The sequence below is a fragment of the Streptomyces violaceorubidus genome, assembly GCF_000717995.1.
GTDB lineage: Bacteria > Actinomycetota > Actinomycetes > Streptomycetales > Streptomycetaceae > Streptomyces > Streptomyces violaceorubidus.
The window spans coordinates 525723-548390 of sequence record NZ_JODM01000002.1 but is presented as its reverse complement, the minus strand read 5'-3'; the positions used below and the strand labels follow the sequence as shown (position 1 = coordinate 548390).

The following is a 22668-nucleotide window of genomic DNA, read 5'->3' as shown; positions in this document are numbered from 1 at the left end:
CGTCACTCACCGCGTCCCGCTCCCTCGGCACCGCCCTCGGCCGTCGCGTACGGCTGCGCGGCGGTGCCGGGGACCGGCGCCGTGGGGCGGTCGCGTGCCGCCAGGCGGCGGGTCAGCACGAGGAGCGGCTGGGTCAGCAGGGTCGTGGCCAGCGCCATGAACACCAGGACCGTGTAGAGCGGGCCGCTCACCAGACCCGCCTCCAGGCCGGCGTTCAGGGCGATCAGCTCGGTCAGGCCCCGGGCACTGAGCAGCACCCCGACGGTGCGCGCGTCGTGCCGGTCGAGACCGCCGAGCCGGGCCGACACCAGCCCGCTGCCGACCTTGGTGGTGACCGCCAGCACCGTCACCACCAGCAGGACCGCCCAGCCGGTGCCGGTCATGCTGTTCAGGGCCACGGACTGCCCCGACAGGACGAAGAAGAACGGCAGCAGCAGAGAGCTGATCTCGTGCAGCGGGCGCAGCAGGTCCGGGTCGAGTGTGCCGCCCTCCTCGCGGGGCGTCACCAGCCCGGCGAGCAGCGCTCCGAAGATCACGTGCAGCCCGAGCCAGTGCGTCACCCAGGCCGACCCCAGCGCGAAGCCGATGAGCAGCGCCAGCCGCAGCGAGGGTTCCAGACGGGTGCGCCACAGCAGTGTGCGCAGCACCGGCCGGGCCGCGAGCGCCATCACGGTGACGAAGCCGACGGCGAGCGCCGCCCGCCAGGGCCAGTCCAACGCCCCCTCGCCGGCCCCGCTGTTGAGCATCGTGCCCGCCAGCACCGTCCAGCACACCGCGTCCAGGACCCCGGCCGCCGAGACCGCCACCACCCCGGGCACGGTGCGGGTGAGGCCGTTCTCCCGCACGATCGCGGTCAGCACGGGCACCGCCGTTATCGACAGGGCGATGCCCGCGAACACCACCGCGGCGGTGGACGGTTCCCACCCTCCGCCCAGGTCGCGCAACGTGTCCCGGAAGAGCAGCGCGGCACCGCACCCCACCGTCATCGGCACCACGAACGCGGCCAGCGCCACGGTCACCGAGACGCGCGCCCGGTCGCCGAGGATCTTCAGGTCCAGCTCGTATCCCACCGCGAAGAGGAAGACCACCAGGGAGAACTGGGAGAACCCGGTCAGCGCCGGCCCGACGGCCGCCGGGAAGAGGCCGGCGTAGGCCTCGGGGGCGAGGGTGCCCAGCAGGGAGGGGCCGAGGGCGATGCCCGCCGCCAGCTGGCCCACGATGTAGGGCTGCCCGAGCCGCCGGGCCAGCCCGCCGCCCGCGTGCGCGGCGACCAGGATCAGAGCCGATGCGCCCACGAGGTGGGCGATCAACGCGTCAGGACTCAAAGTGTTTCCGCCTGCTCCGGGGTCCGAGGCCGGCCCGTCGTGAGCCGGCCGGCACTGCCAACCTCCACAGGATGGGCGCGGCCCGGCGTCGCATCGCAGGTCGCACACCGGACCCGGCCCGGGGCACGGGAAGCACGCGGGGCGGTCGTCCCCGTCCGGTGCTCCGGACTCCGCGCGGCGGGCGTCGGTGCGCCCGAGGGGCGCGTCCCCCCGGGGGCGTAGGGGCCGGAGCGCCCGGGTGCGCGAAAGCGGGGGGTGAACAGGCGCCCGAGTGGTCAGGATGGAGACATGGGATTCCAAGTCGACTCCGAAGCCGGGCGGCTCACCCGCGTCATCCTGCACCGGCCGGATCTCGAGCTCAAAAGGCTCACCCCCAGCAACAAGGACGCCCTTCTCTTCGACGACGTGCTGTGGGTGCGCCGGGCGCGCGCCGAGCACGACGGGTTCGCCGACGTGCTCCGCGACCGCGGGGTGGCGGTGCACCTCTTCGGCGACCTGCTCACCGAGACCCTGGACGTCCCGGCCGCCCGGCGGCTCGTCCTGGACCGGGTCTTCGACGAGAAGGAGTACGGAGTGCTGGCCACGGACCACCTCCGGGCCGCCTTCGAGACCCTGCCCGCCCACGAGCTGGCCGAGTGGCTGGTGGGCGGCATGACCAAGCGGGAGTTCCTGGACGCGCACCAGGAGCCGACCTCCGTGCGCTTCCACGCCATGGAGCTGGACGACTTCCTGCTGGGCCCGCTGCCCAACCACCTCTTCACCCGGGACACCTCGGCCTGGATCTACGACGGCGTCTCCATCAACGCGATGCGCTGGCCCGCCCGGCAGCGCGAGACGGTCCACTTCGAGGCGATCTACCGGCACCACCCGCTGTTCCGCGACGAGACCTTCCACCTCTGGTCCGAGGGGCAGGCCGACTACCCCTCCACCATCGAGGGCGGCGACGTCCTGGTCATCGGCAACGGCGCCGTGCTCATCGGGATGAGCGAGCGCACCACGCCCCAGGCCGTCGAGATGCTCGCCCACAAGCTGTTCGCCGCCGGCTCCGCCCGGACCATCGTGGCCCTCGACATGCCCAAGCGGCGTGCCTTCATGCACCTGGACACGGTGATGACGATGGTCGACGGCGACACCTTCACCCAGTACGCGGGGCTCGGCATGCTCCGCTCCTACACCATCGAGCCCGGGGCGGGGGAGAAGGACCTGAAGGTCACCGACCACCCGCCGGAGCACATGCACCGCGCGATGGCCGCCGCCCTCGGGCTGGGCGAGATCAGGGTCCTCACCGCGACCCAGGACGTGCACGCGGCCGAGCGCGAGCAGTGGGACGACGGCTGCAACGTCCTGGCCGTCGAGCCGGGCGTCGTCGTCGCCTACGAACGCAACTCCACCACTAACACCCACCTGCGCAAACAGGGCATCGAGGTGATCGAGATCCCGGGCAGCGAACTGGGCCGGGGCAGGGGCGGGCCGCGCTGCATGAGCTGCCCGGTCGAACGCACTGCCGTATAAGAATTCGGGATCTCGTATATAGTTCCAGAAGTTCCTCGTTCCCCGACCCGTACCTCTGGAGCGCCCTCATGGCGACAGTCCCGACCGCCCTCGCCGGCCGCCACTTCCTCAAGGAGCTCGATTTCACCGAGGAGGAGTTCCGCGGCCTGGTCGACCTGGCCGCCGAACTGAAGGCCGCCAAGCGGGCCGGGACCGAGACGCGGTACCTGACCGGCAGGAACATCGCGCTGATCTTCGAGAAGACCTCGACCCGCACCCGCTGCGCCTTCGAGGTCGCCGCCGCCGACCAGGGCGCCTCGACCACGTACCTGGACCCGGCCGGCTCCCAGATCGGCCACAAGGAGTCCGTGAAGGACACCGCCCGCGTGCTCGGGCGCATGTTCGACGGCATCGAGTACCGCGGCGACAGCCAGGCCAAGGTCGAGGAGCTGGCGGCCTTCGCCGGCGTCCCCGTCTACAACGGCCTCACCGACGACTGGCACCCCACCCAGATGCTCGCCGACGTGCTCACGATGACCGAGCACAGCGACCGCCCCCTGCGGGAGATCGGCTTCGCCTACCTCGGTGACGCCCGCTTCAACATGGGCAACTCCTACCTGGTCACCGGAGCCCTGCTCGGCATGGACGTACGCATCGTCGCGCCGAGGGCCTACTGGCCCGCCCAGGAGGTCGTCGACCGGGCGCACCAGCTCGCCGGGGCCAGCGGCGCGCGCATCACCCTCACCGAGGACGTGGCCGAGGGGGTGCGCGGCGCCGGGTTCGTCGTCACCGACGTCTGGGTCTCCATGGGCGAGCCCAAGGAGGTCTGGGCCGAGCGGATCAAGGCCCTCGCCCCCTACGCGGTGACCATGGACGTCCTGCGCGCCACCGGCAACCCGGACGTCAAGTTCCTGCACTGCCTGCCCGCCTTCCACGACCTGGGCACCAAGGTCGGCCAGGAGATCTTCGAGGCCCACGGGCTCGACTCCCTGGAGGTCACGGACGAGGTCTTCGAGTCGGAGCACTCGGTCGTCTTCGACGAGGCGGAGAACCGCCTGCACACCATCAAGGCCGTCCTCGTGGCCACACTGGCCTGACCAGGACCGTTATCCTGACCGGCGGCTCCGGAGCCACCCCTTCCGGCGCCGCCCGCGCGACCACCGTCGCGCCCCGCACCACCAGAAACGAGCACCACCCGCCATGCCCCCCTCCCGCGTCAAGTCCCCCCACCTCCTCCTCGCCGAATCCGGCGCCGACCGCGAAGGCCACGGCCTGAAGCGCACGATGGGGCTCTTCCAGCTCGTCTGCTTCGGCGTCGGAGCGATCGTCGGCACCGGCATCTTCGTCGGCCTGTCCGACTCCGTCGCCGAGGCGGGCCCCGCCGTCGTCGTCTCCTTCGTCCTGGCCGCCATCACCTGCGTGTTCACCGCCTTCGCCTTCGCCGAGCTGGGCGGCGCGATCCCGGTCTCCGGCTCCTCGTACTCCTTCGCCTACGCCGGACTCGGCGAGCGCACCGCCTTCCTCGTCGGCTGGTGCCTGCTCCTGGAGTACGGCGTGTCGGTCTCGGCGGTCGCGGTCGGCTGGAGCCAGTACGTCAACGAGCTGCTCGACAGCGTCCTGGGTCTCCGGCTCCCGCACGCCCTGTCCGCGGGCCCCGGCGACGGCGGCGCCGTCAACCTGCCCGCGGTGATCGTCATCGCGCTGGCCTGCGTGCTCCTGGTGCGCGGGGTGCGGGAGAGCGCCCGTGCCACGGCCGCCATGGCCGTCCTGAAGCTGGCCGTCCTGATCGCCTTCTGCGCCATCGGCTTCACCGCCTTCCGGGACGGCAACCTCACCCCGTTCTCCCCGGCCGGCCTCGGCGGCATCGGCGCCGGGACCACCGCCGCCTTCTTCTCGTACATCGGGTTCGACGCCATCACCACGGCCGGGGAGGAGGCCAAGAACCCGCGCCGGGACATCCCCGTCGCGATCCTGGTCTGCATCGGCGTGGTCACCCTGCTGTACTGCGCGGTCGCCGTCGCCGCGATCGGCGCCGTCGGCGGCGACCAGGTCGGCGGCCGGCCCGCCGCGCTCTCCTACGTCGTCGACGAGGTCACCGGCTCCGCGATCGGCGGCGGCGTGGTCGCCTTCGGCGCGGTCGTCGCCATCGCCTCGGTGGTGCTCGCCGTGATGTACGGCCAGACCCGCATCCTGATGTCGATGTCCCGGGACGGACTGATCCCCCGGGTCTTCGAGAAGGTCTCCCCGCGCACCGCGACCCCCGTCGCCGGCACCCTGATCGTCGGCGTGGTCTTCGCCCTCCCGGCCGCCTTCGCCCCGCTCGACGCGGTGGTCAACCTGTGCACCATCGGCACCCTCGCCACGATGGCCGCCGTCAACGTCTCGGTGATCGCCCTGCGGCGCCGCGAACCGGGCCTCGCCCGCACCTTCCGCGTCCCGCTCCACCCGGTGACCCCGCTGCTCGGGGTCGGCTTCTGCCTCTACCTGATGTACGAGACGGGCGGCGCCACCTGGCTCCAGTTCGCGGTGTTCCTCGCGGTGGGCCTGCTGGTCTACACCGCCTACGGGCGCCGGCACTCCCGCCTGGCGAGGACCGGGGACACGCCCGTCACGCCGGAGGGCGACGCTGAGCGGGTACCGCAGGAAGCCTGAACCAGACCGCCTTGCCCGCCTCGGTGGGCCGGTGACCGCAGGACGAGCTGAGGGCGCGGATCAGGAGCAGGCCGCGCCCGTCCTCCCGCCACGGGTCGGGCGGCTCCACGTCCGGCCGGGTGAGGTCGGCCGGGGGCGAGGGGTCCGGGTCGTGCACCTCCACCTGGCAGCCGGTCGGCATCAGCTCCACCACCAGCTCGATCGGTGTCCGTCCCGAGGTGTGCTCGACGGCGTTGGCGACCAGCTCCGCCGTGAGCAGCTCCGCGGTGTCGCCGTCGGCCGTGTGCTCCAGCTCGGCCAGGGCGTTGCGCACCAGGGCACGCGCCACCGGCACGGCCGCGGCGGAGTGCGGCAGCGCGATGCGCCAGGAGGCGGGTGCGGGGGAGTGATCGTGCACGACGGGTCCGTTTCGTGGAGCAGGGGTGTCCTGTCCTGCTTTCAACCTTATGAATGGTACGGCGCCCCCCCCGGCAGAGCCCTTCGACGGGCGTGCCCCGGGACCTTCGGCCCGTGCGCCCACGACCCCGGCGTCTTATCGCGCACCCGTGACGACAGTCACAGATGGGTGATAACTTCGAGTGTCATGAGTCCCTTCACCGGCTCCGCCGCCCCCACCCCCGACTGGCGGCACCTGCGCGTCGAGATCGCCGACGGCGTCGCCACCGTCACCCTCGCCCGCCCCGACAAGCTCAACGCGCTCACCTTCGAGGCCTACGCCGACCTGCGCGACCTGCTCGCCGAGCTGTCCCGCGGGCGCTCCGTGCGGGCGCTGGTGCTGGCCGGCGAGGGGCGCGGCTTCTGCTCCGGCGGCGACGTGGACGAGATCATCGGCGCCACCCTGTCCATGGACACCGCGAGACTGCTGGACTTCAACCGGATGACCGGCCAGGTGGTGCGGGCGGTACGGGAGTGCCCGTTTCCGGTGATCGCCGCGCTGCACGGCGTCGCCGCCGGGGCGGGCGCGGTCCTCGCGCTGGCCGCCGACTTCCGCGTCGCCGACCCGTCCGCCCGCTTCGCCTTCCTCTTCACCCGCGTCGGCCTCTCCGGCGGCGACATGGGCGCCGCCTACCTGCTGCCCCGCGTCGTGGGCCTCGGCCACGCCACCCGCCTGCTCATGCTCGGCGACCCGGTGCGCGCACCCGAGGCCGAGCGCATCGGCCTGATCAGCGAGCTGACCGAGGAGGGCCGCGCCGACGAGGCAGCCCACACCCTGGCCCGCCGGCTGGCCGACGGCCCCGCCCTGGCCCACGCCCAGACCAAGGCCCTCCTCACGGCCGAGCTGGACATGCCGCTGGCGGCAGCGGTCGAACTGGACGCCTCGACCCAGGCCCTGCTGATGACGGGCGAGGACTACGCGGAATTCCACGCCGCCTTCACGGAGAAACGCCCGCCGAAGTGGCAAGGGAGGTAGGGGGATGCTCTCGTCTCAAGGAAGTGCCGTTGGCCCGGGGGCGCGGGGCTGTGTCGATCAGCGGCTCCGCCGCGGGGCGCGACCGGCCACAACGAACCCGCACCCACTGACGACGACAAGCCACCCCCTACGTGCCGCGATCATCGGCGGCGGCCCCGGCGGCCTCTACACCGCCGCCCTCCTCAAACGCCTCGCCCCCGACCGCGAGATCACCGTCTACGAGCGAGGCGCCCCCGACGACACCTTCGGCTTCGGCGTGGTCCTCTCCGACGAGACCCTCGGCGGCATCGAACACGCCGACCCCGTCGTCTACGACGCCCTCAAGGCCCACTTCGTCCGCTGGGACGACATCGACATCGTCCACCGGAACACCCGCCACACCTCCCAAGGACACCGCTTCGCCGCCCTCGGCCGCCGCCGCCTCCTGGAGATCCTGTACGACCGCTGCCGCGACCTCGGCGTGGACCTGCGCCCGCGCACCGAGGCCCCGCCCCCTGACCGGCTCACCCGCACCCACGACCTCGTCGTCGCCGCCGACGGCGTGCACAGCGCCACCCGCGAGGCGTACCGCGAGGTCTTCCGGCCGCATCTGACCCCGCACCGCTGCCGCTACATCTGGCTCGCCGCCGACTTCGCCTTCGACGCCTTCCGCTTCGAGATCGCCGAGACCGAGCACGGCGTGATGCAGCTGCACGGCTATCCCTTCGCGCCCGACGCCTCCACCGTCATCGTCGAGATGCGCGAGGAGGTCTGGCGGGCGGCCGGCTTCGACGGACTGGACGAGGCGGAGTCCCTTGCCCGCTGCGCCAAGATCTTCGCCGACGCGCTGGGCGGCCGGCCGCTGCGGTCCAACAAGTCGGCGTGGACCACCTTCCGCACGGTCGTCAACGAACGCTGGTCGCACGGCAACCTCGTCCTGCTCGGCGACGCCGCCCACACCGCCCACTTCTCCATCGGCTCCGGCACCAAGCTCGCCGTCGAGGACGCCCTCGCGCTCGCCGCCTGCCTGGAGGAGCACCCCACCCTCCAGGAGGCCCTTGACGCGTACGAGGAGGAGCGGCGTCCCGTCGTCGCCTCCACCCAGCGGGCGGCCGGGGCCAGCCTCCACTGGTTCGAGGACCTGGACCGGTACCTCGGGCAGCCGCCCCGCCAGTTCGCCTTCAACCTGCTCACCCGCAGCCGCCGGGTCACCCACGACAACCTGCGGCTGCGCGACGCCGACTTCACCGGCGCGGTGGAGCGCGAGTTCGGCTGCCCGCCCGGCACGCCCCCGATGTTCACCCCGTTCCGGCTGCGCGGGCTGACCCTGCGCAACCGCGTGGTCGTCTCCCCGATGGACATGTACTCGGCCACCGACGGCGTCCCCGGCGACTTCCACCTGGTCCACCTCGGTGCCCGGGCCCTCGGCGGTGCCGGCCTGGTGATGACCGAGATGGTGTGCGTCAGCGCCGAGGGCCGCATCACCCCCGGCTGCGCGGGCCTCTACACCGGCCGGCAGGGCGAGGCATGGCGGCGGATCACCGACTTCGTGCACGACAGCGCGCCGGGCACCGCGATCGGCGTACAGCTGGGCCACAGCGGCCGCAAGGGCTCGACCCGGCTGATGTGGGAGGGCATGGACGAACCGCTGCCCGAGGGCAACTGGCCCCTCCTGGCCCCCTCCCCGCTGCCCTACCGGCCCGGCAGCCAGACCCCGCGCGAGCTGTCACGGGCGCAACTGACCGAGGTGCGCGAGCAGTTCAGGTCCGCCGCCGAACGGGCCGCCGGGGCCGGTTTCGACCTGCTCGAACTGCACTGCGCCCACGGCTACCTGCTCTCCGGCTTCCTCTCCCCGCTCACCAACCACCGCACCGACGCCTACGGCGGCTCACTGGAGAAGCGGCTGCGCTTCCCGCTGGAGGTCTTCGACGCCGTACGCGAGGTGTGGCCCGCCGAGCGGCCCATGACCGTACGGATCTCCGCCACCGACTGGGCCGAGGGCGGCACGAGCGCCGAGGAGGCGGTGCGGATCGCCCGGGCCTTCGCCGAGCACGGGGCCGACGCCCTCGACGTGTCCACCGGCCAGGTCGTCGCCGGTGAACGGCCCGAGTTCGGGCGGTCGTACCAGACGCCGTACGCGGACCGCATCCGGCACGAGGCGGGCGTCCCGGTGATCGCCGTCGGCGCGATCTCCTCCTGGGACGACGTCAACTCGCTGATCCTGGCCGGACGCACCGACCTGTGCGCACTGGCGCGCCCGCACCTGTACGACCCGCACTGGACGCTGCACGCCGCCGCCGAGCAGGGCTACGACGGACCGGGCGCCCCGTGGCCCGCACCGTACCGGGCGGGCAGCCGCCCGCCGCGCACCGGACGCACCGACACCCCCCGGCCGAGGCTCACGCTGCACGGCCCGCGTCAGGACGGGTAGCCCCAGGCCGCGCAGATCGGGCGCAGCCGCTCGGGGACCTCGTCCGCCCCGGGCAGCGCGCGCCCCGGCTGCACGGTGCCGGTGCGGATGTTCTCGCGCCAGTCGCCCAGTCCCCTGACCAGCTCGGCGCTGCTCCTGCTGCCGTAGTTCAGCATCTCGGGCGCGTAGTCGAGTTCGAGGTGCGCGCACAGCCGGCGCATCTCGCGCTCGGGGTCGTCGGTGATGTCCTCGTAGCGCACGGTGAACTGGTCGGGGTCCGCCCCACGGGCCTCCTCGACCGCCGTCAGATAGCGCAGCACGTCCGTGACGGCCGTGTCGAGCGGGCGCTTGACGGGATCGGTCTCGTGCCAGGAGCGGGCGGTCGACGCGGGATGGCGCAGCAGGAAGACGAAGCGCGCGTCCGGCCAGCAGTCCTTCAGGCGCCGGTACATGTACACGTTGGCCGGGGTCTTCTCGACCACGAAGTCCTTACCGGATCTGGTGAGTTCGCGGTGCAGGACGCGGTCCCACCGCAGGTGCTCCAGGTCGCCGCGCCGCAGGCCGAGGGCGCCCATCGCCCGCTCGGAGAACCAGTTGGCGCAGGTGACCTCCAGCCGGCCGATGTGCAGCTCGTGCGGGGCGTGCAGCCGCGGGTGGGCGCCCAGCATCATGCGCAGCAGCGTGGAACCGGAGCGGATGGACGAGGTGATGAACACGGGCCGTCGCAGCAGCCGTTCGGCCGGCAGCTCCTTGGCCGGCGGACATCGGTACGCGGCCGCCTGCCGGGCCGCGGGGGACTTCTTCCCCGGTGTCGCCTGCGGACTTCTCTTCGCCGCCCGGGGTGCTCTGCGGACCTGGAGGCCGGTGGTGACGGCGAGGGCCCGGTTCACGTTGCGTGCGAGACTCATGCGTCCGGACGCTAGGTGAGAAACCTGAGAAGAGGGTCTGAGGAGGCTGAGGGTTCACTGATGCCCCGGAGTGTGGCGCAACTCACCTATCGGGAGAGGGGGTCGGTCCCATCGCCGCGTAGCGCGCCCCCGCGTCCCGCAGCCGCGCGTGCAACGCCCAAAAGACGGCCGCCGATCGGGTGCCGGGCCAGTCCCCGGGCAGCAGCCGGGCGGGCAGCCCGGGGTCCGTGTAGGGCAGGTGGCGCCAGGAGTCCAGGGCGAGGAGGTAGTCGCGGTAGGCCTCCTCGGGCGGCGTGTCGGTCCGCCGCTCCCAGGCGCGCAGCACGTGCGCGTGGCGGTCGAGGAACGCCTCGTGCTCCTTGGCGATCGCGGCCAGGTCCCACCAGCGGGCCACCGCCTCGGCGGTCGGCGGGAAGCCCAGGTGCTCACCGCGGAAGAAGTCCACGTAGGAGTCCAGGCCGAGGCGGCCCAGGGCGTGCCGGGTCTCCGCGTACAGACGGGCCGGGGCGATCCACACGCCGGGGGCCGCGGTGCCGAAGCCGAGCCCGGCCAGGCGCGAGCGCAGTACGTGCCGCTTCTGGCGCTCCGACTCGGGAACGGAGAACACGGCGAGCACCCAGCCCTCGTCCCCGTGGGGCGCGGTCGCGTAGACCCGCCGGTCCCCGTCCTCCAGCAACTGGCGTGCCTCGGCGGAGAGTTCGTAACCGGCCGCGCCCTCGTCCGTACGGGCCGGCAGCAGCAGCCCGCGCCGCTTCAGCCGGGACACCGAGGAGCGCACGGAGGGGGCGTCCACCCCTACGGCGGACAGCAGCCGGATCAGCTCGGCGACGGGCACCGGGCCCGGCGCGAAACGACCGTACGCGCCGTAGAGCGTGACGATGAGGGACCTCGGTGCGGGCGGTAGGTGCTGGTCGGACACGTTGATCATCTTATGTCGTCGGCGTCACGCCCGGCCGCCCCGGGGAGCCGGACGAGCACCGGGAGCGGGGGCGGCGGACCCCGGGCCGGACGGGCCGAGGAGGCGGTAGCGCTGGAGCTTGCCGGTCGCCGTGCGCGGCAGCGCGTCCAGGAAGACGATCTCCCGCGGGCACTTGTACGGCGCCAGCTCCGAGCGCAGGAACTCGCGCAGCGCGTCCGCGTCCCGCGCGGCCCCCTCCCGCAGCACCGCGTGCGCCACCACGACCTGCCCCCGGCGCTGGTCGGGCCGGCCCACCACGGCCGCCTCCACCACGTCCGGATGCCGCAGCAACGCGTCCTCCACCTCCGGCCCGGCGATGTTGTACCCGGCGGAGATGATCATGTCGTCGGCACGGGCCACGTACCGGAAGTACCCGTCGGGCTCGCGGACGTAGGTGTCCCCGGTGATGTTCCAGCCCTCGCGCACGTACTCCCGCTGGCGCGGATCGGCCAGGTACCGGCAGCCCACCGGCCCGCGCACCGCCAGCAGCCCGGGCTCCCCGTCGGGCACGGGCGTGCCGTTCTCGTCCTGCACGCGCGCCTGCCACCCCGGCACCGGGACGCCGGTGGTGCCGGGCCGGATGTCGTCGTCCGCCGCGGAGAGGAAGATGTGCAGCAACTCGGTGGCGCCGATGCCGTTGATGATCCGCAGCCCGGTGCGCTCGTGCCAGGCCCGCCAGGTGGCCGCGGGCAGGTTCTCGCCCGCCGAGACGCAGCGCCGGAGACTGCTCACGTCGTACCCGTCCAGCTCGTCCAGCATCGCGCGGTACGCCGTCGGCGCGGTGAACAGCACCGACACCCGGTGTTCGGCGACGGCCGGCAAGAGCTGCCGGGGGCCCGCCTGTTCCAGCAGCAGGGTGCTCGCCCCGGCTCGCATCGGGAAGACCACGAGACCGCCGAGCCCGAAGGTGAAACCGAGCGGCGGACTGCCCGCGAAGACGTCGTCCGGCCGCGGCCCGAGCAGGTGCGCGGAGAAGGTGTCGGCGATCGCCAGCACATCGCGGTGGACGTGCATGCAGCCCTTGGGCCGGCCGGTGGTGCCCGAGGTGAACGCGATCAGCGCCACGTCGTCCGCGGCGGTGTCGACGGCCCGGTACGGCGCAGCGGGCACCCCGGCGGACGTCGTACGGCGGTGCAGGTCGTCCGGCGCGTCCCCGCCGTAGGTGGTGATCGCCAGACCGGGGACCTCCGCCTTGGCGAGGTCGTCGACGGCCCGGACGTCGCACAGCGCGTGCCGCACCCGCGCGATCTCGCAGATCGCGCGCAGTTCGTGCGGGCGCTGCTGGGCCAGCACGGTGACCGCCACCGCGCCCGCCTTCAGCACCGCCAGCCAGCACGCGGCCAGCCACGGGGTGGTGGGGCCGCGCAGCAGCACGCGGTTGCCCGGGACGACACCGAGGTCGCCGGTGAGCACGTGCGCGATCCGGTCGACCCGCTCCCGCAGATCGCCGTAGGTCCAGCTGTCCCCGGACGTGGTGCGGAAGACCGGGCGGTCCTCGGGCGGACCGGTGAGCAGTTCGGCGGCGCAGTTCAGCCGGGCCGGGTAGCGCAGCTCGGGCAGGTCGAAGAGGAGCTCGGGCCACTGCTCGGGGGGCGGCAGGTGGTCGCGCGCGAAGGTGTCGACGTGGGCGGAGCGGTGCGGGTCCGCGCGGCGCGGATCGTCCATGGCGGTTCGCCCCCTTTGTCGTGGTGGGCTCGCGCAACGAGCGTATCGTGTTGGTGACGACAGTCAACGGGGCGCGATACCCTCGGCCGTGACCGGACGGCCCGTCCGGCGGCCCGTCCGGCGGCCTGTCCGGCGGTCCGTCAGGCGGTCCGTCAGGTGGCCAGGGCGGCAGGGGAAGGGACCGGCGATGACCGCATTCTCACTCGAACCGGCACAACTCACCTGGTGCGACGAACTGCGCGCCCTCGCCGCCGAACGGCTGCGCCCGCTCGCCGAGAAGGGAGAGCCGGGCCGCGTCAACCGAGCCCTGGTCGCCGAACTCGGCGCCCTCGGCCTCCTGCCCCGCCTGTTCACCTCGGGCGCCCTCGACCTGTGCCTGATGCGCGAGTCCCTGGCCCACGCCTGCACCGAGGCCGAGACCGCCCTCGCCCTCCAGGGCCTCGGCGCCCACCCCGTGCACGCCCACGGCACCGCGTCCCAGCGCGCCCGCTGGCTCCCCCGCGTGAGCGACGGCACGGCGGTGGCCGCCTTCGCCCTCAGCGAGCCCGACGCGGGCTCGGACGCGGCGGCCCTGACCCTGCGGGCCGAACCGGACACCCCGGCGGCGCCGTACACCGGCGGGCGCGTCGACGGACCCTCCGCCTGGCGGCTCACCGGCGAGAAATGCTGGATCTCCAACGCCCCCGAGGCCGACTTCTACACCGTGTTCGCCCGCACCACCCCCGGCGCCGGAGCCCGCGGCGTCACGGCCTTCCTGGTGCCCGCCGACCGCCCCGGCCTCAGCGGCACCCCGCTCGACATGCTCTCGCCGCACCCCATCGGCGCCCTCGCCTTCGACGCCGTCCCCGTCACCGCCGACGACGTGCTCGGCGAACCCGACCGCGGCTTCCGGGTGGCCATGGACACCCTCAACCTGTTCCGCCCCAGCGTCGGCGCCTTCGCCGTCGGCATGGCACAGGCCGCCCTGGACGCGACCCTCGCGCACACCTCCGCCCGCGACGCCTTCGGCGGCAAGCTGCGCGACCTCCAGGCCGTCTCCCACCAGGTGGCCGAGATGGCCCTGCGCACGGAGGCGGCCCGGCTGATGGTGTACGCGGCGGCGACGGCGTACGACGCGGGCGCGCCGGACGTCCCGAAGCGCGCCGCGATGGCCAAACTCCTCGCCACCGAGACCGCCCAGTACGTCGTCGACCGGGCCGTCCAACTGCACGGCGCCCGCGCCCTGCGCCGCGGCCACCTCCTCGAACACCTCTACCGCGAGGTGCGCGCCCCGCGCGTCTACGAGGGCGCCAGCGAGGTGCAGCGCGGCATCGTCGCCAAGGAGCTGTACCGGCCGCACCGCACGCCGGACGCCACGACCGAGGAGGCCGGATCATGACCGCCGCACGGGTCAACCCGCCCGAACTGTCCCCGCCCACCGGCTTCTCCCACGCCGTCGTCGCCACCGGCACCCGCGTCGTGTTCCTCGCCGGGCAGACCGCCCTCGACACCGACGGCAAGGTCACCGGCGACACCCTCCCCGCCCAGTTCGAGCGGGCCCTCACCAACCTCCTCACCGCCCTGCGCGCCGCCGGCGGCACCCCCGCCGACCTCGCCCGCGTCACCGTCTACGCCACCGACGTCGCCGCCTACCGCACCCACGCCGCCGAACTGGGCCGCACCTGGCGCGAGCTGGCGGGCCGCGACTACCCGGCGATGGCCGTCGTGGAGGTCGTACGGCTCTGGGACGAACGGGCGCTGGTGGAACTGGACGGGTTCGCCGTACTGCCGTAGTCCGCCCCCGGCCCCTACCCTTCCGGCATGCCGGACATCGAACTGAGCGCGGGGACCGTCGAGTACGAGGACACCGGCGGCGACGGCCCGGTCGTCGTCCTCCTCCACGGCCTCGTCCACGACTCCACCGTCTGGCGCAAGGTCCTCGCCGACCTGCGCACCGACCACCGGGTGATCGCGCCGACCCTGCCCTACGGCGCCCACCGCCGCCCGATGCGCCGGCCACCCACCCCCGACCTGGTCAACGAACTGATCGCCGAGTTCCTCGACCGCCTCGACCTGACCGAGGTCACCCTCGTGGAGAACGACTGCGGACGCGCCCAGACGGTGGCCGCCCGGCATCCCGAGCGGCTCGCCCGGCTGGCGCTGATCGCGTGCGAGGCGTTCGACAACTACCCACCGGGCCTGCCCGGGAAGCTGATCGGCGCCGCCTGCCGGGCCCCCGGCGGCGTGTCCCTGCTGGTGCGCGTCCTCGGCCTCAAGCCGCTGCGCCGCCTCCCCGTCGGCATCGGCGCCCTCACCAAGCGGCCCGTGCCGGACACGGTCGTCGACGGCTGGCTCCGCCCGCTGCGCACCGACCCCGCGATCCGCCGCGACTTCCGCCACTACGGCACCCACGTCCGCCGCGACGAACTGCTCGAAGCCGCCCAGGGACTGCGCCGGTTCGACCGGCCCGCGCTCGTCGTCTGGGCGACCGAGGACCTGATGATGCCCCGCGCCCACGGCCGCCGCCTGGCCGAACTCCTGCCACGGGGACGGCTGGTGGAGATCGAGGACACCCGCACCCTGATCCCCGAGGACCAGCCCGAACTCCTCGCCTCGCTGCTGCGGGAGTTCGTCGCCGAGAAGAGCTGAGCCGGTACCGGACGGTCTCAGGCGGCCATCACCAGACGCCCGGCGGGCACCCGACGCGGGGCGACCACACGGCCGTCGGGAAGCAGCTCGCCGGTGTCGTCGAAGACGACCGTGCCGTCGCACAGCAGGTTCCACCCCTGCTCCGGGTGGGCGGCGACGACGTGCGCGGTGACGGCCCGCGCCTCGGGGGAGTCGGCCGCGGGGCAGGAAGACCGGTGGGTACACATGGCGCACCTCCACGTCGGAGACCGTCCCGTCCTCGGGACCGTCGCATGTACCGACGGTGCGCCCGCCGGGACGTCGTCGCCAAGGCCCGGGCGGCAAACGTGACAACACCCGGACAGGCCGGCGACGGTTCCACGACGGTCGGCCGAAGCGGACTCGCCACCGAAGGGGTGACGGTCACCGCCGCCGGCCCCTCCTCCCGGTACCAGTGGAACCCCTCGTCGCGCACTACCGGGAGGTACCACCCCATGCCCGTACGATCAGCCGCCCTCGCCACGGCCGCCGGCGCCGCCCTGCTCCTGCTCACCGCACCCGCCGCCACGGCCGCACCCCACGACGCGCGCCTCGTCGCCGAGTCGGTCACCGTCGACCCGACCGGCCGCATCGCCGCCGACGGCAGCATCACCCTCTCCGGCACCTACCGCTGCGCCGGCGGCACCGGCCCGGTCTACGTCAGCTCCACCGTGAGCCAGAGCGACCCGTCCGCCCGCTACGGCGTCGGCGGCACCCGCGCGGTCTGCGACGGTCTGGAGCACCGCTGGGTCAACACCGGCACGCCCGACACGGTCGTCCTCAAGCCCGGCGCGGCCCACGTCGAGGCCACCCTGATGGAGCTGCGCCCCATGGGCATCGTGCCGCTCCCGAGCTTCCACGCCCGGCAGGGACAGGACGTGACCCTGACGGCGGGCTGACCCTCGCGGTGGGCGGCTTCCTTCCGCACCCGCCCGCACGCGACCCGAAAGAAGTTCCGCTTCCCCATTCCCGACACATTCTCCACAGGGAATGGGCGGGGAATGGGGAAGCGGAATAGGTGTGAGGGGGTGGGTGTGGGGTGTGGGGAGATGGATGTGGGGGGGATGGGTGCGGGATTCTCAGGTTTGTTTCCCGGGACCCGCGCCGGGTCGGGGTGAACGCACAGGATTCTGCCGCTGTTGCGGAAGCGACAACGACCCGTCGGCCGTCCTGCCCGACGGTTCGTCACCCGGAGTGACCGCGGCCCGTTGCCGGTGGCGCGGCACCGCACGCCGGGGCGGCCGGGTGAGCGTGATCTGCCGGACGACCTGCTGGAAGCAGACCAGCGAGGCCAGGCCGGGCAGGGCGGCCGCCGCGGCGTCGCTGACGGTTCTGGGCGCCTCCGCGACGCACAGCAGCATCGCGATGGCCGAGAACAGCAGGACGACGGCCCAGGAGTGCACCGCGCGGCGCTGGTGCAGCGCCGCCCGCAGCACCGCGAGCGAGGCCACCAGCCAGGGGCCGTAGACCAGCAGCGGCCACCAGGACACGACGCTGCCGCGGGTGCGGGTCACGGCGGCCAGGCGCAGCGGCTCGTAGGCCACCATGCCGCCGAACAGGCTCACGGAGGCCGCGATGACCGCGGCAAGCGCGGCGATGAACAGGCTCGCGGCGCGCAGCCGGCTCACCTTTCTCCCTCTGCGGACCCTGCGGTGACTCGTCGGGGACTCCCTCAACGGGGGCAGCTCCGCGGTGATCTCCTGCAGATTGCTCAGCGGGGTGCCCGGGGCGGGTGCGAGCGCCGAGGTGTCCGTCGCGGAGGGAGGGCCGGTCGGGGTCTGCATCGCGTCCTGGAGCAGGAACGCGAGTTCCTCGGCCGGGTCCCAACCGGGTTCGGGCGGCACCAGGGTCTCCTGGAAGGCGTCCGCCTCGGGCGCACGGTGCCGACCGCTGCCCGTGGCGCGGAACGGCCCTTCGCCGTACGGCATGGGGGGGTGAGTGTGTTCTTCGTACACGAGGTGCCGGTCACTCCGCCCGGGTGTACGTCAAGGAGCCCTGCGTACGGCCCCAGCGCTCGGCCAGGCCGCTCTCCAACTCGGTCATGACGTCCAGGAAGCGCTGCAGGACCGGTTCGGTCACCCGCAGCGGGACGGGGTGGCCGCCTCTGGTCAGAGTCCCGCCGTCCGGTGACGGACAGTGATCTCTGCCGGGCCTATAGGTGTACGGGCCAAGCGCCGTCAATTCCCCGTGTTCCTCGGTCATATCCGAAGTAACGTCTGCCTACTCCGTCGGATGCGCGGCAGTCGAGTGAACGATTTCTGCGATACTTACGCAATCCCGAATTCACACCGGCCCGGCCGCGCACCGGTACGAAAAACGTGGGATATCACGCGAACGGGCGAAAACGCGCCGCCCCGGCGGCCGTCTTCCCTCATTCGAAACCCGGGGCGCCCTCACCGCGTGGTCGGCGGATTCACGAGGGGCCCGGTGAAGCCGTCCCTGCGGCATCTACTGCGGCGGCGACGAAGGAGGCGACCAGGCTGCGGCGGTCGTCCTGGGACCACGCGAGGACGAGTTCGCTGTTGGGGGCATCGGTCACGGGCCGGTGGACGAGGTCGGGGTACATGGGCCGGGCCAGCGAGCGCGGCAGGATCGCGAGGGTGCGTCCCAGCCTGATCATGTGCAAGGCTTCGGCCGCGTCCGTGAACTCGGACCCCGGCCTGGCCTCGGGTGCTCCGGTCCAGCGCACGCCTTTCCAGCGCGGCAGTGTCTCCTGGGCGAGGTCGGCGAGGGTGAGCTCCGCGCGGGAGGCGAGCCGGTGGTCCGGAGGCAGGATCGCGACACGTCCTTCGACCGCCAGGGTTTCGTGGTCCAGGCCCGTCAGGTCGTCGAACGGCACGTACAGCAGGGCGACGTCGGCGCGGCCGTCGCGGACGTGATCGGCGCGGTCGGTGGCTCCGCCGAAGAGGATGTCCACCTGGCGGGCGTCGGCCGACCGGCGTAGGCGGCCAGGATGCCGGACAGGAGGTTCGCATCACCGCCGGGTTTGTTCACCAGGCGAAGACGGGTTTGCCGATCACCGGCCCGGCGGGCCTTCTCGGCAGCGGCGCGGACGGCGTTCAGGGCGTGCCGGCCATGGTGCATCAGCGCGCTGCGAACGCCGATCCAGAGAGGTCAAGGGCCAGGGCCAAAATCCAGGCAACGGCAAACGGGCCATGGTGCGTTCGATGGTCCAACGGTTCTGTAGACGATCTCCGTCGGGTGAGACCCGTGTCTCCGCTGCGTGACAAGAGGCGACCGCCGGGTGACCGGCTCTGTGAGGGCGCGCACAGGGCCCACGTCACACGGGGCCGGGGTTAGTAGACGCCGGACGGCCGGTCGCCGGTTGTCCGGGCCGTCACGCGGCCGGTCTGCGAAGCGGCGTAGTAGGTCACACACTTGTCGCGGCGCCGGAGCGTTCCGCAGTGTGTTCGGCGTACCGGGGAGCCGAGCGCCGGGACCGGACGGGAAGAGCCCGTCCGTGATCCAGACACCGGCCCTGATGACGCGAAGCCGCGTCCAACGCGGACACCGCGTCGCCGACCCCCCGTCGGCCTCCCCATCACGTTCCCGAATGGAGAGGTACACCCGTGCACGCCCTCATGCGCCGCCCCCACGTCCGCAAGTCCGCCGTGGCCTCCCTCGCCGCCGCGGGCGCCGCCGCCGTCACCCTCACCCTCGCCCCGAGCCCGGCGCACGCCGCCGAGCCGGCCAAGGCCTCCACCGCGCAGACCCAGGCCCAGACCGACAAGATCGAGGCCATCGTCAAGGCCGGCGAGAAGAAGCATGGCGACGATCTCGACGGCTGGATCCGCACCGCCCTGGACGTCATGGACGTCAAGAACATCCCGGGCACCTACGACGGCCTGCACCGCAACATCATGCGCGAGTCGTCCGGCAACCCGAAGGCGCAGAACAACTGGGACGTCAACGCCCGGAACGGCATCCCCTCCAAGGGCCTGCTCCAGACGATCCAGCCCACCTTCGACGCCTACCACGTCAAGGGCACGCCCCGCCTGCGTCGCACCCGGTGCGTCCCAGGGAAAGTCCCAGAGGTGCCACCACGCCCCCTACGGCCTCGCGTTCACACAGGTCGGAAGGGGGATGACGGCGTCTTTTCGGAACCCTCTCAAATATCCCGGGAGATACCAGCCAGCTCGGTGGCCTGTGGAGATGCGAGCGATTCGGTCCCTGACCTGGAAAAATGACCTTTCCGTTGTTTCACGATCGTGCCGGTTGATGGCGCCGACTGTCCCAGAAAGGTCCCAGAGCGCCCCACGACTGACGGATGCTCTTTCGGCTTTGCTCGACGTAGGGCGCACAATTCTGGCGCCTGCGGCAAAGGGGTGCTGAAATGCCGATTTCGATCTTCTCGTGGTGATCTCGGACATCGCTCCGTCGGAACTCCGGCCCGGTGGTACGTGGTGGATCTGCGCCGGGTGGTATGAGCATGCGACCGTACGGGCTGCTGTGACACTGCTCTGACGCCCAGAGGTCCGGGGGTCATGAGGAAGCCTCACTCTCAGGATGGCGACGCCGACGAGGCGACCCACGAGTCATCGAGGAACGGGCTCGGCTTTCCGTGCCAAAAGGCGTCCACACTGTCGCGGGCCCGTGTCGCCGCCACGAAGAGCAGAGACCGGGCGCGCTGGATCTCGTGCCGGTAACGGACGGGGTCCCTGTCGCGCAGGCTGTTGACGGTCTCACGTGGCACAAGTCCGTCCGTCACCCCCGCGATGACCATGCGCTGGTACTCGAGCCCTTTGAACCGGAACATCGTGCCGATGTGCACACCGGTGGAGCCGTTCGGCCCGTCGGAGCGGATCTCCACCGAGTCGATGCCGTGCAGTTTGAGCGTGTAGGCCATTTCGGCCGCCATCTGATTCGTCGGCACGCAGATCGCGATCTGCTCGTGCGGAAGAGCCGTGTCCGCGTCGGCGTCCCACTCCTCGATGAGCGCGGCCACGCCTTCCCGTTCGGAGATTCAGTCCGGGAAGGCGTGCCCGGCTGGAAGCCCTCCACTGAGCACCGACCTGTAGCCGGCCAGCGTTTCCTCGCTGCCGTCGAGGTCGTCGTACTTGGTCTCGCCCAGCACCCCGAGGGCGGAGCGAAGGATCTGCCGCGTCGTACGGTAACTGAGGCTCAGCTTGGAGGACCGGCCCCGGATGTTGACACCGAGGCTGCCGAGCGTCACCTGGTTCTTGTAGATGCGCTGGTGGGTGTCACCGACCAGGAACAGGTCGTCGGCGCCCCGAGGGGCCATCGCACGCAGCATCTTCCAGTGGGCGGGGCGCAGATCCTGCGCCTCGTCCACCACGATGTGCCGGTACCGGTGACGGAGCCAGCCCCCTGAGCCGTCCTGGAGATGGATGTGGTCGAGTCCACCCGCCTCTTCCCGCTGCCGGGCGATGTTCTGGATGCGCTGTTCGCGGCCGATCTCCAAGCGTGCGGCACGTTCTGCCACCTGGTCCCAGGTCTGCCGCCCGAGTCGGTCCAGCCGTTGGGTGAAGCGCTCGGCGAGCTGCCAGATCTCGGCCCGCTCGGCACGGCCGATGGTCCTGCCCCGTCCGGCGCGCCGGGCCCTGAAGTAGTCGGTGCGGGTGCCGACGGCCTGGCCGAGGATGACCTGCGTCCACTCGTCGTGCAGGAACTCCGCGTCCCAGCCGTCCTCTCCCAACTCGTCCAGCAGCCCGCGCCATTCGCGCACCGCTTGGCTGTCGTCGATGGCCTGCTTGCCGCTGCCCCGCTCCGCCTCGCGGACGATGCGCAGGGCCAGCTGGTCGACGTGGCTCACCTCGACCCGGCTCAGCAGTTCCTCGCCCCCCCCCCAGCTCCAGGAGCCGAGCGCGCAGGTCGGCGGCGAGGTTCTTGTTGTACGTGGTGAGGAGGACGGGCTTGTCCCGGCCGGGGGGAAGCTGCCGTACGAGATGCCGTACACGGTGCAGGGCGACGATGGTCTTGCCGGTGCCGGGGCCGCCGCCCACTCGGGCGGGGCCGTTGTAGCGCCGTTCGACCAGTCGGGCCTGGGTGGGGTGGAGGAAGACCTTCCAGCGGCCGAAGTCGCCGCTCTCCAGTGCCTCCTTCAGGGCGTCGTCGGTGGTGGTGACGACCGTCGCCGGCCGCTGCGCCGCCGCTTCGAAGTCGTCCGGGTCGACAGGTTCGGTGGCGGCCACCGGCCGGGTCACCTGGTCGAGGACGTCGTCGTACGACGCGCCGTCGAACAGGGCGAGGAGCACTTCACCGGTGAGCTGCGGCGCGTACTCGACGAGGCCGAGCAACTGGTCCTCGGTGGCGAGGGTGTGGATGACGGGCAGCAGGGGTTCGGCGACACCGAGGTCCGACAACTGCTCGTCGGACCAGTCGGCGAACAGGGGCCTGGGTGGTTCGGGCTGCGCCGGCGTGGACGGCTCGGTGCGCGCCGGGGTTGGTGCGGGCGGGGCGGGGAGGCGGCGCAGGACACTGTCCTCGACCACCTCCAGGTCCACGTACTCGATGCCGCCGGTGACCTGGCTGACGCCGTAGGACAGCCGGTTGTAGACGTCCTTGCGGTGCTTGACGGAGACGATCAGCCAGTCGTCGTCGGCGAGGCGCAGCAGCAGCGCCCGGTACTCGTCGTTGACGCGCGCCGACCAGAGCCTGCTGTCCCCCTTGAGCTGCTGGAGTTTCAGCCCGGTGGTATGCGGGTTGCTCCGGAACTTGTGCTGGAAGTCGAAGAACGCGCCCTTGACCGTGCGGGGGAGCTTGAGGATCTCCTTGTCCGCCTTGTCGAGCAGGCGCAGTGTGACGCCGGAGATGTTCATCGCTTCGGCTCCCCGTCCCTGATGGTGTCGCTGTCGTGCCGTCGTTCTGTGAGCCGGGCGATCATCGCCGCCGGGTCCCATGCGCCGGCGGTGCGGACCGTCCAGCCTGCCGCCGAGAATGCCTTGTCCCGGTCCTGGGCCTCGTAGTCCGGCTCGTTGCCGTCCGCGCGAGGACCGAGGACCACTCCGATCCTGGCAGCGGGCCACGCCAGCTCGGCCTGCCAGCCGTGACCGTCCAGCTCGTAGCCGTCCTGAGGCGAGGGCACCGCGGCGTCGGCCAGTGCGTGGGCAAGTTCCGTGAGCCCCGGCTCCTCGGGGTCGAGGTAGTCGATGACCCCGGTCCCAGCCGGGGTCCCGCCCCGGTGCTTCGCCGCCGCGTGGCTCATCCACGGAGGGCCTCGGCGCGGCCGTCTCACCGCTGCCCACAGCGGGCACCGCGGGCAC

At 72.4% G+C, this 22668-nt stretch carries 18 protein-coding genes and 2 pseudogenes; 10 read left to right on the top strand and 10 right to left on the bottom strand.

The features are described from left to right. Positions 1-2: 2 nt before the first annotated feature. A complete protein-coding gene (locus IE94_RS0106350) occupies positions 3-1295 on the bottom strand; it encodes a cation:proton antiporter (protein ID WP_245235182.1) in 1293 nt (430 codons plus the stop codon). Between the two features lie 318 nt (positions 1296-1613). Here IE94_RS0106350 and IE94_RS0106345 point away from each other — a divergent pair, with 318 nt between their 5' ends. The 3 genes from IE94_RS0106345 to IE94_RS0106335 all read left to right on the top strand — a co-directional run bounded on the left by IE94_RS0106345 (position 1614) and on the right by IE94_RS0106335 (position 5468). Next, the gene (locus IE94_RS0106345) at positions 1614-2837 is read left to right on the top strand and encodes an arginine deiminase (protein ID WP_030179438.1); all 1224 of its coding nucleotides are present in this window, start codon (positions 1614-1616) and stop codon (positions 2835-2837) included. A gap of 68 nt (positions 2838-2905) precedes the next feature. Continuing rightward, the gene (gene argF / locus IE94_RS0106340; protein WP_030179434.1) at positions 2906-3913 is read left to right on the top strand and encodes an ornithine carbamoyltransferase; all 1008 of its coding nucleotides are present in this window, start codon (positions 2906-2908) and stop codon (positions 3911-3913) included. Positions 3914-4016: 103 nt separating this feature from the next. Further along, a complete protein-coding gene (locus IE94_RS0106335; protein WP_030179430.1) occupies positions 4017-5468 on the top strand; it encodes an amino acid permease in 1452 nt (483 codons plus the stop codon). On the opposite strand, the gene IE94_RS0106330 is transcribed toward IE94_RS0106335, so the two are convergent. After that, on the bottom strand, positions 5425-5865 hold the full coding sequence (locus IE94_RS0106330) for an ATP-binding protein (protein ID WP_030179428.1): 441 nt from the start codon (positions 5863-5865) through the stop codon (positions 5425-5427). The two genes, IE94_RS0106335 and IE94_RS0106330, sit on opposite strands and share 44 nt — an antisense overlap. 186 nt (positions 5866-6051) lie before the next feature. On the opposite strand from IE94_RS0106330, the gene IE94_RS0106325 reads away from it, so the two are divergent. Further along, the gene (locus IE94_RS0106325) at positions 6052-6879 is read left to right on the top strand and encodes an enoyl-CoA hydratase family protein (protein ID WP_030179426.1); all 828 of its coding nucleotides are present in this window, start codon (positions 6052-6054) and stop codon (positions 6877-6879) included. A 4-nt stretch (positions 6880-6883) separates the two neighbouring features. Next, entirely contained in the window at positions 6884-9289 is a 2406-nt protein-coding gene (locus IE94_RS0106320; RefSeq protein WP_030179424.1) for a bifunctional salicylyl-CoA 5-hydroxylase/oxidoreductase, read from the top strand. On the opposite strand, the gene IE94_RS0106315 is transcribed toward IE94_RS0106320, so the two are convergent. The 3 genes from IE94_RS0106315 to IE94_RS0106305 form a co-directional block, all read right to left on the bottom strand. Next, positions 9277-10176 (bottom strand): sulfotransferase family protein, encoded by a 900-nt coding sequence (locus IE94_RS0106315; RefSeq protein ID WP_030179422.1) that lies wholly within the window; start codon positions 10174-10176, stop codon positions 9277-9279. The genes IE94_RS0106320 and IE94_RS0106315 overlap by 13 nt on opposite strands. A gap of 82 nt (positions 10177-10258) precedes the next feature. Next, positions 10259-11104 (bottom strand): PaaX family transcriptional regulator, encoded by an 846-nt coding sequence (locus IE94_RS0106310; RefSeq protein WP_030179419.1) that lies wholly within the window; start codon positions 11102-11104, stop codon positions 10259-10261. 15 nt (positions 11105-11119) lie between these two features. After that, complete coding sequence (locus IE94_RS0106305; RefSeq protein ID WP_051777295.1) at positions 11120-12799, bottom strand: AMP-binding protein; 1680 nt, start codon at positions 12797-12799, stop codon at positions 11120-11122. 187 nt (positions 12800-12986) lie between these two features. On the opposite strand from IE94_RS0106305, the gene IE94_RS0106300 reads away from it, so the two are divergent. The 3 genes from IE94_RS0106300 to IE94_RS0106290 are packed head-to-tail and all read left to right on the top strand — an operon-like array spanning position 12987 to position 15427. Continuing rightward, on the top strand, positions 12987-14177 hold the full coding sequence (locus tag IE94_RS0106300; RefSeq protein WP_030179415.1) for an acyl-CoA dehydrogenase family protein: 1191 nt from the start codon (positions 12987-12989) through the stop codon (positions 14175-14177). After that, positions 14174-14572, top strand: a complete 399-nt coding sequence (locus IE94_RS0106295; RefSeq protein ID WP_030179413.1) for a RidA family protein — start codon at positions 14174-14176, stop codon at positions 14570-14572. Before IE94_RS0106300 ends, IE94_RS0106295 begins: the two co-directional genes overlap by 4 nt. A 27-nt stretch (positions 14573-14599) precedes the next feature. Further along, positions 14600-15427, top strand: a complete 828-nt coding sequence (locus IE94_RS0106290; protein WP_030179408.1) for an alpha/beta fold hydrolase — start codon at positions 14600-14602, stop codon at positions 15425-15427. A 17-nt stretch (positions 15428-15444) separates the two neighbouring features. Here IE94_RS0106290 and IE94_RS0106285 read toward each other — a convergent pair whose 3' ends face one another. Further along, positions 15445-15654: a DUF5999 family protein gene (locus IE94_RS0106285; protein WP_030179405.1), complete on the bottom strand. Its 210-nt coding sequence runs from the start codon at positions 15652-15654 to the stop codon at positions 15445-15447. Between the two features lie 246 nt (positions 15655-15900). Here IE94_RS0106285 and IE94_RS0106280 point away from each other — a divergent pair, with 246 nt between their 5' ends. Continuing rightward, positions 15901-16344, top strand: coding sequence for a DUF6299 family protein (locus tag IE94_RS0106280; RefSeq protein ID WP_030179402.1), 444 nt, complete (start codon positions 15901-15903; stop codon positions 16342-16344). Positions 16345-16524: 180 nt separating this feature from the next. Here the strand turns inward: IE94_RS0106280 and IE94_RS0106275 are convergent, their stop codons facing one another. Beyond that, a complete protein-coding gene (locus IE94_RS0106275) occupies positions 16525-17373 on the bottom strand; it encodes a DUF2637 domain-containing protein (protein ID WP_051777292.1) in 849 nt (282 codons plus the stop codon). A 485-nt stretch (positions 17374-17858) separates the two neighbouring features. After that, positions 17859-18535: pseudogene (locus tag IE94_RS35240) on the bottom strand (LysR substrate-binding domain-containing protein); the annotation flags it as partial. A gap of 479 nt (positions 18536-19014) precedes the next feature. On the opposite strand from IE94_RS35240, the gene IE94_RS0106260 reads away from it, so the two are divergent. Beyond that, entirely contained in the window at positions 19015-19632 is a 618-nt protein-coding gene (locus tag IE94_RS0106260) for a hypothetical protein (protein WP_425337953.1), read from the top strand. 314 nt (positions 19633-19946) lie between these two features. Here IE94_RS0106260 and IE94_RS35235 read toward each other — a convergent pair. Both IE94_RS35235 and IE94_RS0106250 read right to left on the bottom strand, forming a co-directional pair. Then, positions 19947-22224 (bottom strand): annotated as a pseudogene (locus tag IE94_RS35235) (UvrD-helicase domain-containing protein). Beyond that, positions 22221-22610, bottom strand: coding sequence for a hypothetical protein (locus IE94_RS0106250; protein ID WP_030179390.1), 390 nt, complete (start codon positions 22608-22610; stop codon positions 22221-22223). The pseudogene IE94_RS35235 and the gene IE94_RS0106250 overlap by 4 nt, the downstream one beginning before the upstream one ends. Positions 22611-22668: the final 58 nt, after the last annotated feature.